General features: G+C 68.1%; 11 protein-coding genes and 1 tRNA gene. 6 read left to right on the forward strand and 6 right to left on the reverse strand.

Annotated elements, in window-relative coordinates; all coding sequences use genetic code 11:
- Positions 1 to 9: 9 nt before the first annotated feature.
- A complete protein-coding gene (locus ATM97_RS27315) occupies positions 10 to 1,224 on the reverse strand; it encodes an MFS transporter (protein ID WP_218721065.1) in 1,215 nt (404 codons plus the stop codon).
- 164 nt (positions 1,225 to 1,388) lie between these two features.
- Between ATM97_RS27315 and ATM97_RS27320 the strand changes: the two genes are divergently transcribed.
- The 3 genes from ATM97_RS27320 (at position 1,389) to ATM97_RS34915 (ending at position 2,987) form a co-directional block, all read left to right on the forward strand.
- Positions 1,389 to 1,535 (forward strand): hypothetical protein, encoded by a 147-nt coding sequence (locus tag ATM97_RS27320; RefSeq protein WP_218721066.1) that lies wholly within the window; start codon positions 1,389 to 1,391, stop codon positions 1,533 to 1,535.
- A complete protein-coding gene (locus tag ATM97_RS27325; RefSeq protein ID WP_218721067.1) occupies positions 1,520 to 1,729 on the forward strand; it encodes a hypothetical protein in 210 nt (69 codons plus the stop codon). The genes ATM97_RS27320 and ATM97_RS27325 overlap by 16 nt, the downstream gene beginning before the upstream one ends.
- An 82-nt stretch (positions 1,730 to 1,811) precedes the next feature.
- Positions 1,812 to 2,987, forward strand: a complete 1,176-nt coding sequence (locus ATM97_RS34915) for a cytochrome P450 (protein WP_218721068.1) — start codon at positions 1,812 to 1,814, stop codon at positions 2,985 to 2,987.
- A 206-nt stretch (positions 2,988 to 3,193) separates the two neighbouring features.
- Here ATM97_RS34915 and ATM97_RS27335 read toward each other — a convergent pair whose 3' ends face one another.
- The 4 genes from ATM97_RS27335 to ATM97_RS27350 all read right to left on the reverse strand — a co-directional run bounded on the left by ATM97_RS27335 (position 3,194) and on the right by ATM97_RS27350 (position 6,442).
- Positions 3,194 to 3,652 carry an AAA family ATPase gene (locus ATM97_RS27335; protein ID WP_218721069.1) on the reverse strand — a complete coding sequence of 153 codons (459 nt, stop codon included), beginning with the start codon at positions 3,650 to 3,652 and terminating at the stop codon, positions 3,194 to 3,196.
- Positions 3,653 to 3,725: 73 nt separating this feature from the next.
- Positions 3,726 to 4,103, reverse strand: a complete 378-nt coding sequence (locus tag ATM97_RS27340; protein WP_308248638.1) for a helix-turn-helix transcriptional regulator — start codon at positions 4,101 to 4,103, stop codon at positions 3,726 to 3,728.
- 210 nt (positions 4,104 to 4,313) lie between these two features.
- Positions 4,314 to 4,862, reverse strand: coding sequence for a nitroreductase family protein (locus ATM97_RS27345; RefSeq protein ID WP_308248639.1), 549 nt, complete (start codon positions 4,860 to 4,862; stop codon positions 4,314 to 4,316).
- A gap of 71 nt (positions 4,863 to 4,933) precedes the next feature.
- Complete coding sequence (locus ATM97_RS27350; protein WP_218721070.1) at positions 4,934 to 6,442, reverse strand: NAD(P)/FAD-dependent oxidoreductase; 1,509 nt, start codon at positions 6,440 to 6,442, stop codon at positions 4,934 to 4,936.
- Between the two features lie 158 nt (positions 6,443 to 6,600).
- Here ATM97_RS27350 and ATM97_RS27355 point away from each other — a divergent pair, with 158 nt between their 5' ends.
- Positions 6,601 to 7,839 (forward strand): CdaR family transcriptional regulator, encoded by a 1,239-nt coding sequence (locus ATM97_RS27355; RefSeq protein ID WP_218721071.1) that lies wholly within the window; start codon positions 6,601 to 6,603, stop codon positions 7,837 to 7,839.
- A gap of 361 nt (positions 7,840 to 8,200) precedes the next feature.
- Positions 8,201 to 8,274, forward strand: a tRNA-Pro gene (locus tag ATM97_RS27360).
- 564 nt (positions 8,275 to 8,838) lie between these two features.
- Here ATM97_RS27360 and ATM97_RS27365 read toward each other — a convergent pair.
- Positions 8,839 to 9,177 carry a hypothetical protein gene (locus tag ATM97_RS27365; protein ID WP_218721072.1) on the reverse strand — a complete coding sequence of 113 codons (339 nt, stop codon included), beginning with the start codon at positions 9,175 to 9,177 and terminating at the stop codon, positions 8,839 to 8,841.
- A 681-nt stretch (positions 9,178 to 9,858) separates the two neighbouring features.
- Between ATM97_RS27365 and ATM97_RS27370 the strand changes: the two genes are divergently transcribed.
- Positions 9,859 to 10,155: a hypothetical protein gene (locus tag ATM97_RS27370; protein WP_218721073.1), complete on the forward strand. Its 297-nt coding sequence runs from the start codon at positions 9,859 to 9,861 to the stop codon at positions 10,153 to 10,155.
- Positions 10,156 to 10,388 lie beyond the last annotated feature (233 nt).

A 10,388-nucleotide genomic window follows, 5' to 3' on the forward strand; every position in this document is an offset into this window, starting at 1 on the left:
CAATTCCGGTCATTTCGCTCTCCGAACACCACGAGTGTTTCCGGCCGACCCTTGTCCTTCGGGGCGGACCGCGAGGCCGACGGTGACAGCGAGCAGACCGAGAACGGCCGCGGTGGGAGCCAGCGCGCTCGCCCCGACCAGGGCCAGCGCGCCGCCACCGAGGCCGGTCCCGAGCGCGACGGCGAGGTAGACCGCGGACCCGTTGAGGCCCATCGCGATCGGCGCGAGCGCCGGGACCAGGGCGAACAAGCGGTGCTGCTGCGGCACGATCGCGATGCCCACGGCGACGCCGAGCCCGGTCATGGCGACGACCGCGCCGAGCGCGCTCGTGCGGCCGACGGCCAGCAGGACCGCGCAGGCGGCCATCCCGCTCGCGCCGAGCACCAGCGTGGACGGCGCACCGCGCAGGCGGATGAGTCGTGCTACGACGGTGGTGCCGACGACCTGCCCGCCGCCGAAGGCCAGCATCGCCGCCACGACCAGCGTGCCGGAGACCTCCAGCACCGCGGGCAGGTAGGCGATGAGCAGGAACGCGGGCACGATCACCGTCACGGTGCCGAGCAGGATTGCCCGCACCCGCGCATCGGTCAGCACCCGCAGCCGATCGCGCAGCGACAGTCTCGGCGCGTGCGCGGCCGGAAGCAACGCCACCGCGCACAGGGCGATCACCGCGGGCACCATCAGGATCCACACGGCGGTCCGCCACCCCCAGGCCTGGCCTAGCAGGATCCCGAAGGGGAGCCCCGCCACCAGCGCGAGCGAACCACCGCCGGAGACGATGGCCAGCGACCGGGCGCGATGCGCGTCGTCACTCAGCAGACCCGCGGTGCTGAAGGCGTTCGCCTGATATGCGGCCGCCCCCAATGCCGCGACCACGCGTCCGGCGGCCACCGTCGCGAAATTCGGTCCCGCGGCCTGCACCACCAGCCCGGCAACGAACACCACCATTCCACCCGCCAGCAGCACTCGGCGATCCCAGCTACCCGTCAGCGCGGCGATCACCGGCGACCCCACCGCGTACACGACCGCGAACAGCGCGGTCAGCTGTCCCGCCGTGCTGATCGAGACGTGCAGATCGGCGGCGACCTCCGGGATCAGCCCCGCCAGCACGTAACCGTCCACCCCCAGGGTGAAGGTGCCGATGGTGAGGACGAGCAGGTGGGCGACGGTCAGATTCCGCGGCCCGGCCCCGGTTCGCGCGTCGACATCGACTCCGGTGCTCATCGCGGCCCACCCAGCATGCTCCCAGTCTCGGGGCGTCCACTCCGTCCAGGGTCAGCGACCCTAAAGCTCCTATCGCGGCCAAGCTTTCACCGATCCACGCGCCGCGAGTCGAGCGGCCCCCCGTGATTGCCCCCGACTCGCCTCGACCGCGGCATGATCGGTGGATGGAGTTCCAGCTTGCGATGTCGGCTCGGCCCGACAGTCATCGGTTCGTCGTCATGGTCGAGCCGGAGGGGATGGCCTACGGGTTTCCCGCGGAGGGCAAGGTCGTCCGGGTCTTCCGTGGCCCGACGCGATGCTGGCCGAACTGACCCACTATCCCGACGGGGTGGTCCTCTGGCGGCCTGCCGACACCGAGGTCTGGGCCACCGCGGCCGACGGGAACAGCGAACTCATCGGTGGATTCAGCGGCAACCCCGTTCCCGGCTTCGATACGGGCGGAAAACCGTTGGATCGACCGTTGCGGGGCCTGATCGAGCGCGTCTTCCACTCCAAGGCGCCCTGACCGGCGCACCCGAGGGTTGACGCGGTGACGGTGCGGGCGGACCATCGGTGGGGTTGCTGCTTCGGGGTGGGAAGGGTTGGCCGTGAACGTCAGTCGCCAAGGGTTTTTCGATCATCTCGACTGGTTCGACGAGGGGCACTGTGCCAGGTTGGACGAGGAGCTGGCGTGGGCGCGCGAGCACTGTCCGGTCGTGCACACCGGATTCGGCGGTGGCATGCATGTGGTGACGCGGTACGAGGATCTGGTCACGGTGGCCGCGCATCCCAAGATCTTCAGTTCGGCCATGCCCGGACTGACGACGGTCCCGGTCGCGCTGCCGCCCATCGACGTGGATCCGCCACTGCACCACGACTTCCGGGCGTTTCTGAACGGCCCGTTCGCCAAGCCCGCACTGCGCCGGTACGAACCCGTGCTGCGGCAGCTTGCCGACGAACTCATCGACCGATTCGCCGATCGCGGGCAGGTCGAATTCGTGAGCGAGTTCGCCATCCCGTTCACCGCGGGCGCACTGGCCAAGATCGTGCTCGACGACGACAACGAGGAGAGGCTGGCCCGCGCGGTCGATGCCGTCACCCAGGTCTCGGTGCAGAACACACCCGAAAGTTTCGCCGCTGTCGCGGGATTGGCCGCCGAACTCATGGCGGAGCGGGCCGCGGCACCCCGCGATGACCTGCTGCAATCCATCGTCGATGCCACGGTCGAGGGTGGCCGTCCACTCACCATGGAAGAACGGCTCGGAGTCGTCACCGTGCTCCTGCTGGGCGGTCTGGACACCACCCGCGGCGCCCTGGCCTATATCGCCGAATATCTCACCGAAGTGCCCGGCCTGGAAGCGCGACTGCGCGAACCCGACTGGGCGACACGCGATCTCGACGAAATCCTGCGCTACACCTCGACCGTGAGCGTCATGGGCAGAGTAGTGGCCGAGGACAACGACCTGCTCGGCGTCCCCCTGGTGAAGGGCGATCGGATCGCGGTGCACTGGCGCTCCGCCAACCGTGACACCGTCCGCTTCGACAATCCCGAACAGCTCGACTTCGACCGTAACCACAACCCGCACTTGGCCTTCGGCATCGGCATCCATCGCTGCGTCGGCCGCCACTTCGCCCGCATGCAACTCGACATCGGCATCACCCGCCTCCTGGACCGCCTCACCGGTTTCCGCCTCGCCCCAGGCACCCAGATCGCTCGCTCGGTAGGCATCAGCGTCGGCGCGCCCCGCGAACTGCACCTCCAGTTCGACCGCGTCCGGAGTTGATCGGTGCCGCTGCCGCGTCAGCCCCGCGCCGCCGTGCCGAGCCGCAGCGCCCCGAGGGCGAACAGCCCCACCGACCGATCACTCGGCAGGTCGGTGGGAGTCGTGTGCGCGGAGGCGGCTAGAGGGGAGAGCGGTCTTCACGCTGTCACGATCGCCGAGCAGGGCCTCGGGAGACCGCGCAGCACGGGTCGAGAACGTTTCCGTCATCACGACCCCAGGCCGCGGACCCAGCGTCGCGCATCGGCGGCCGATGCCAGGTGCACCACGGTCACCTCGGGGAAGCGGGCGATCAGCTCCTCGGTGCGCAGTCGCCGGGCCTCGTACTGGTCCCACGCCCACCGAATGGGGTGGTCCCGAGCCGGCCAGTTGCGGAACGATTCGCGATTACCGTTCCACAATTCCTGCCCGGTGATCGCGCGCGTGAACGAACGCCACAGTACCCGCCGCATCACCGTCCGCTTCGGAAGGTCCAGCCACACAACGGTATCGGCCCTCGTCCACAGCAGATCGCCCAGCCATCGGCGATTCTGGTCTTCGGTCACCCACCGCGGACCCGCGGTGAACCCCTCGACCTCTACCTCGAACTCCGGCCGCTTCACCCATCCCGGCCCGTGATGCAACGCATCCAGTTCCCGCCGGGGTATCCCGAGCCGCTCGGCAAGCACGCCCGCCAATGTCGTTTTCCCCGCCCAGAATCCGCTGCACCGACTCACCTTAGCGACCGGCCGAAAGCGCCGATCACCCGTCGGGGGTCGTCAGTCCGGTCTGGTCGGCGAGCACGAGCTGGGCGCGGTCCCGGGCACCGAGTTTCGTCATCGCGCGACCGACGTGGGTGCGGGCGGTGGCGAGACGGAGCAACATCGCCGCCCCGATCTCGTCGTTGCTCATGCCCCGGCCGACCAGGGCGAGGACCTCGCGTTCACGGTCGGGTGAGCACCGACAGCCGATCCGCGGGCGCGGCAGCCGGCGCTGCGCGGTCAACTGCCCGAGGAGGCGGCGGGTGACCCGCGGCGCCGGCACCGGCCTGCAGCGCGTCGAAGACCAGGGCGTGAGCGCCGACGAGGTCGCCGAGAACACCTCCTTCGACGCCTGCATCCGGTTGACGACTTCGATCACCCGAACTCGTCCGCGTGGGCGGTCGCGCGGACGAGTCCGGCCATCCTGGCCAGGCGGCCGGGCGCGGACTGTGGCGGCCCCCGGACCGGCTCGATCGCACTCGTCGTTCGCCTGCCCCGCGCCGACCGCTGGACCCGGGGAGCTCGGAAAGGTCTGCGGGACCAGCGGCCCAGCGGGATCGCGACAAGGCGGAGCGTTGGCGGCGCCGACTCACTGCCAGGGTGCCGCGCGCAGCTGGGCGATGTCGTGTCGGGTGCGTCCGCTCGCGGTGTCGGCGGCGCGACCGACCGCGATCATCGACATCACGACCCAGCCCGGGTTCGGGGCGAGCTCGGCCGTGATCGCGTCACGGTCGAAGGCGCGGAACTGGTGACAGGCCAGCCCGAGCGCTTGGGCCTGCACGGTGAGGTGGGCGACGGCCTGCCCCAGGTCGTAGTCGGCGAATTCCGAGTAGGGCAGATCGGTGTCGTCGACGAATCGCCGGGTCAGCGTGACGATCAGCAGTCCCGCGGCGGACGCCCAGCGCGCCGAACTCGGCGCCAGATACCGGGCGATCCGCTTGTGCTCGACCTCGCCCGGCCGAGCCGGATAGAAGCTCCACGGTTGCGAGTTGCCCGCCGAGGGCGCCCACCGCGCCGCCTCGAGCAGCAATTCGAGGCTCTCGTCGTCGACGGTTCCCGCCGGATCGAACGCGCGCGGGCTGTAGCGGTCGGCCAGCAGGGGATGCAAGCGGGTGGGGCGGGGCTGTTCGGAAGACACGTCCACTGCCAACCCCGCGCCGCGCAGTCCTATGCCCACCACGCGGACGGCGGGCCGGTCGCACGTGGCGGCTACGCGGGGACCGTCGCCGTGCGCCGGGCCCGCTGACGCGCGGTCTCGAAATGCAGTTCGGGGTCCAGAACGGCGGCCTCGCGCAGGAGCTTCACATCGTCCTGGTAGTTCATCGACGTCCGCCACGGCATCCGGTCGCCCTGGCTGGGCAGCTCGGCCACGGCCCGCTGGATGTAGCCCGCGGCGAAGTCCAGGAACGGCCGGGTCGGCATCGACGGGTCCGCGACCTCGGCGCGCGCGATCCGGTAGTCGTTGTCGTCCATGTGGGCCAGCAGGCGGCAGAAGTGCTCACACAGCAGGCCGATCTTCAGCGTCCACGAGGAATTCGTATAGCCGATGGCGTACGCGAGATTCGGCACACCCGAAAGCATCAGTCCCTTGTAGGCCACCGTGTTCGCCGCGTCGACCGCGCGGCCGTCGACCGTCACCGGGATACCACCGAACGCCCGCACGTTCAGGCCGGTCGCGGTGACGATGATGTCCGCGTCGAGTTCCCGGCCCGAGACCAGCCGGATCCCGTTCTCGGTGAAGGTGTCGATGCGATCGGTGACCACCGAGGCCTGGCCCCGCCTGATCGAGGTGAACAGGTCACCGTCGGGCACGGTGCACAGCCGCTGCTCCCACGGGTTGTAGGGCGGGTTGAAGTGTTCGTCGACCGGATAGCCTGCCGGCAGCTGTTTGGCGTTGGTCCACCGGATGATCCGCCGCATCACGCTCGGGTACTTCTGCGACAGGCTCCAGACCAGCTTCTGCTGGGCGATGTTCTTGCGTCGGGTCAGGGCGTAGCCGCGTTCGTCACCGAGCACCCGCTTCATCGCGTTGGCGATCGCGTCCTTCCTCGGCACCGGCAGAATGTAGGTCGGGGTGCGCTGCAGCATCGTCACGTGCGCCGCGGACTCCGCCATCGCGGGCACCAGGGTCACGGCCGTCGCGCCACTGCCGATCACCACGACACGCTTGCCGGTGTAGTCCAGGTCCTCGGGCCACTGCTGCGGATGCACGACGGTGCCCTGGAACCGGTCCCGGCCGGTGAACTCGGGGGTGAATCCCTCGTCGTAGCGGTAGTAGCCCGCGGCCGAGAAGATCCAGCTCGCGGTCAGCTCGAGGCGTTCGCCGGTATCGGTGCGGTCGACCTGCACCGTCCAGCGCGCCCGCTCCGAGGACCACGACCCGCTGACGACCCTGTGGTGGTAGCGGATGCTCTCGTCGAGCCCGTTCTCGGTGGCGGTTTCGCGCAGGTAGTCCAGGATGCGCGCGCCGTCGGCGATGGACTGCTCGTCGCGCCACGGCTTGAACTCGTAGCCGAAGGTGTGCAGATCGGAGTCCGAGCGGATACCGGGGTAACGGAACAGGTCCCAGGTGCCGCCGAGGCCCGCGCGGGCTTCGAGAATGGTGAAGGTCTTGTGCGGCAGCAGCGTTCGCAGATATCGGCCCGCGCCGATACCGGAGATCCCGGCGCCGATGATCAGGACGTCGACATGATCGGCGGCGGTCGGCGTGGATGTCATAGCGGCTCCTTGGTCCGGCTCCGTTGCGCGAGTGCCTGCGCGGAGGGCGAGGTACGTGGCCGCGCCGGGCGGAACTGCGCCGGGGCGGGGTGTGTTGTCCAGAGTCGGGCAACACGACGTGCTTGCGCTACGACATAACGACGCAGCATCATCAACTGATGCGGCAAAATGATGCACGCGACGCACGCTGGCCCGAGCCCGGTCCGGAGATCGTCACCCTCATCCGGCAGGCGGCCGAGTCGGCACTGCGGCCGTCGGGGGAGTGGCTGGAGGAACTGCACGCGGCCTCGCTCGCCGGCGAGCGCATGCGCCGGATCGCCGAAGACCCCGTCCTCGCCGCGGCGGTGCGCCGCGCGAACCTGGCCAACATCACCCATTGGGCTTGGTCCAATGTGCAGCACCCCGGTCGCCGGGTCCCGCCGAACCTGGGCCCCGAAGCCCTCTCCGCGGCCCGTGACCTGGTCCGGCGCGGCCTGGACGAGACCTCCCTCGACGCCTATCGCTCCAGCTACAGCGTTGTCTGGAACCGCTGCATGGAGATCTGCTTCGGGCTGACCGACGACCCCGCTCAACTCCGCGAACTGCTGGAACTGGCGTCGCTGTCGATCTCGACCTACGTCGAGGACACCGTCGCCGCCGTCACCCAGCAGATGAAGGCCGAACGCGAGGACCTGACCCGCGGCACCAACGCCGAACGCCGCGCCACCGTCTCACTACTGCTCGAAGGCGCGCCGATCCGGCGCGGAGAAGCCGAACGCCAACTCGGCTACCGCTTGACCGGACCCCACACCGCGGCCGTCCTCTGGGCGACCTCACCCGGCGCGAGCGACCAGCTCGAAGCGGCGGCGGAACTGCTCCTGCGAGTCGCCGGCGCCGCCCACCGCCTGACGATCGTGGCCGGCGCCGCCGCCCTGTGGCTGTGGTTGCCGGTCGACGCGGCACCGGAACTGGACCCGGTGCACGCCGGGCTCGCCGACGCACCGGACGTGCGCGTCGCCATCGGTCGTCCCGGCCTCGGCATCCCCGGATTCCGGCGCAGCCACCTCGACGCCCTCGAAACCCAGCGCATGCTCACCCGCCTCACCTCCCACCGCCGAGTGGCCCGCCACGAAGACGTCCAACTGGTCACCGTCCTGACCGCCGACCCGCTCCGCGCCGACGAATTCGTCGCCGACACCCTCGGCGCCCTGGTCACCGCCGAACCGGACGTGATCGAAGCCGTCACCACCTACCTCGAACAACAATGCAGCACCACCCGCACCGCCGACCGGCTCTACACCCACCGCAGCACCGTCGTCCGCCGCCTGTCCCGCGCCGACGAACTGCTGCCCCGCCCACTGGCGAGCAATACGATCGCCATCGGCGCTGCCCTCGAGGTACTCCGCTGGACACGGTGAACCCGCCGAACCCCTTGGCCCGCAACGCCACCGAATCCACCTGCCACGATCAACCTCCGATGACCGAGGAAAGTGTGGTGCACAGCGGCCCCCGAAATCCGGAGGGGCGGAGGTCCGTTCGCGCGATCCCCACCCCGCTCGACGAACATCCTCCGGACCCCGCCCCGAGCATCGACAACCTCCGATCCGCCGGCGTCGGCCTACGCCCAGTCGTCGACCCGCTCGGAGGGGTGGGCGCCCGCGCCCTACCTCCACTGGATCCGCAGCGGAAACCTGCAAAAAACAGCCATCTACCAGCCGATTAGTTCCTACGCAGAGTGGTGCGGTAATCTTTTCGAGCACCCGGCGACGGGGGCAAGAACGGGCTGTGGCGCAGCTTGGTAGCGCACCTGACTGGGGGTCAGGTGGTCGCAGGTTCAAATCCTGTCAGCCCGACAGTGGAAACCCCCTCTGACCTGGGTCGGAGGGGGTTTCTCCGTTTCGGAGATTTGACGTTTTTTGCCCCGCCACCACAGAAACCCCTCATTTTTGAATCTGATCGACCGTCCCAGTAGAAGTTCGATACTCCTCGTCTGGCCGGTTCTTTCGTTCGCCAGTCGAGGATCGCGCTACACCGTGGGCTGCGGTCGGAAGAGCGATCCGGGGCCGATCTGTTCGGGCCGGTTGCAGTGGCGAGGGGAAGGCTCCGTCCCGCTCTGCGTCGCGGCCGAAGCGTGGCGCGCCCGATCCAAGTGCCCAACCGCATAGGGTGGACAAGCCCGCGACGTGTCGGCGGCGCGAAAGTGAACGGGGAAGGTTCGCCTCGACCGGTCGACCGGTCGAGACGAACACACCGTCCAGGAAGACGAGGGCGAACGCCTACCCATCTCGCGGCAGCGCAGACACGCAAGACTTAACGGCCAGCAGTCCGGCCGACCCCCCCAGTGGTCGGACCAGGAAGACAGCGGCCGCTGCAGGGGCGAGGTCGGCCTGACCGCCGGTAAGAGACCTTCTCAGTGGTCAGCTGGCCTCGAACGCGGTCCGAGCTACGTCGGGCCATCGCCGACGGCAGAGCATCAACAGCGAGGGAGCCTTCATCCTCGAATCGATCGAGTAGCCCACGATCCGGTTCGAGAACACGTCCTTGACCGCGCAAAGGTAGAGCTTCCCCTCATCGGTATGATGCTCGTGAATATCGTTGAACAGCAACCTATTTGGCGGCTGGGTCGTGAGCTTCCGTTCGACGAGGTCGTAATGGACCGGTGGACCCGATCGGGGGGCCTTGGTACCACGCTTCTTGCCGAAACTGCTCGACCACTTGTTGGCCGAGCAGATCCGCCACGCGGGCCGGGCAGCCATCGGCTGGCCCGCGTCGGCGGCCTTGTCGGCGAGGAATCGGTACCCGATTCGAGGTCGTCGCGGTAGGCATCGAACAAGGCGCTGGCCCGGTATGTCTGCTCGAGTACGACGTCGGTGATCGGGCCGCGAGCCACCCGGTAGTACAGTTGGCGCGCGATGATCAGGACCCGACACGTCGCCGCGACGGCGATCCGGTCTGCGGCCAGCTCGCGGACGAGTGGGTAGTTGATGTCCCGCCGGGTCTCCTGCGACAAATAGGCTGCGGCCCGGCGAAGCATCTCGTTCTCCTGCTCGAGCAATCGGATCCGTTTCCGTCCTTCGCGTAGTTCGGCGTTCTCGGTCGCAGTGGTTCCGGATTGATGCCGTCTTCGACATCGGCCTGTTTGATCCAGTTGACCAGGCAGGACTCGCTGATCCCGAAGTCGGCGGCGATCGGCTTGAGCTATTGGCCTGGTCCTCGGTTGCGAGCGACCCGGACGGTGTCGTCGCGGAACTCTTTGGGGTAGGGCTTGGGCACGGGTACACCAGCAGTGCCGGGCCGGCACGACAGATCACGCTGGCACCCGATCCTGCAGCAGCCCCATCTCTTATCGACGAGAACTAGCCGACACAGTCAGAAGCCGTCCGCGCTTGTGAATCCTCAGGCTTCGCACACTGCGACATCTACAAGGGGCGGTAGCGATGGCTAAAGAAGATCTCACCTTCTGCCGGATAGATGAACCGCTGTGCGGCATGGTGGCGACCGTCGAGGATGATCGTCTGACTGGGGCAGAGTTCATGATTAGCGCGGCTATTTTTCTGGTATCGGTCGGCGTGGGGCTGGATTGGGTGGATTCTGTGCCCAAGAACGGCGGTCGAAGATCCCCCCTCGGCCCGTTCGAGTCTGATGGAATCTCTGCCAACATAGAAGGGTGGGAGGGAAATCGGGAACCCGGGTGTTGGGCGCTGTGTGCGAAAAATGTGGCGCTCAGAATGTAGTCGGAGTCGCGATGGTGTGCGAAGAATCCAGGGTCAGCAGGCTTGCTTTTGGGAACCATGGTCCCGATTTGAGAGGACCTAATGCTCTATGTGCCTGATGGGGTTCGTGGTGGGATCGGGGCCCGCGAAACGTGTCAACGGCATGCGAAAGCTGAACACTTTTCGGCACCTGAATTCTGACCCCTCCGGCCGGTCGGATTGATGGTTTCAGTCTTCAGTTGTGCTGGCAGAAG

The organism is Nocardia sp. MH4 (assembly GCF_019266065.1).
GTDB lineage: Bacteria > Actinomycetota > Actinomycetes > Mycobacteriales > Mycobacteriaceae > Nocardia > Nocardia canadensis.